This is a genomic window from Halolamina salina (assembly GCF_042678005.1).
Classification (GTDB): Archaea; Halobacteriota; Halobacteria; order Halobacteriales; family Haloferacaceae; genus Halolamina; species Halolamina salina.
Genome location: NZ_JBHUDH010000165.1, coordinates 1 through 641 on the forward strand (window position 1 = coordinate 1; position 641 = coordinate 641).

The 641-nt window shown below is 71.8% G+C and carries 1 protein-coding gene; it reads right to left on the reverse strand.

Annotation, left to right across the window (positions count from 1 at the left end):
• Positions 1-11: 11 nt before the first annotated feature.
• Positions 12-641, reverse strand: a 630-nt coding sequence (locus ACFR9S_RS13195) for a DUF120 domain-containing protein (RefSeq protein WP_379818852.1), incomplete at its 5' end; no start/stop codon positions are given.

The following is a 641-nucleotide window of genomic DNA, read 5'->3' on the forward strand; positions in this document are numbered from 1 at the left end:
GGTCGTCGAACTCATGCCGACTCGATCTCCACGGCGACCTCGTCGCCGTCGGCCAGTCCGAGCTCGTCGCGCAGCATCTCGGGGGCGATGAGCTCGATCTGGTCCTCGTCGTGGTGGGTGCGATCGGGGACGATTACGTGAACCGGCTCGACGCTGCCGGCGTCGGCGTCCAGCCGCGCCGGGTAACAGGTCGCGGCGCCGTAGGTGCGCTCCTCGTCCTCCCACTCGTCGATGGGGACGCCCTCGACGGCGGCGAGTTCGCTCCGGTTCCGGGTGCTCCCCTCGTCGAGATCGACGTTGAGCGTGCCCGGGTATGGCTCGTACCCCAGCCGCTCCTCGAACTGGCGGTTGTACCCCGGCAGCGAGATGTAGTGTCGCCCCTCGCCGGCGCCGGCGGTCACCGCTCCCGAGAGCGTCAGCGCGGCGTCGTCCTCGAACAGCCGGCGGTAGTCGGCGTACTCCCCGCGGAGCCGGGACTTCCCGTCGGCGGTGAGCGAGATCCACTGGCCGTCGGCGACGACCTCCCGCTCGATCAGGCCGGCCGACTCCAGTCGCTGGAGCCGCCGGGAGGCGGTCTGGCTCGAGGCGTCGAGGCGCTCGCCCAGCGCCGCACACGACACCTTCCGCTCGCCGTCGACGCC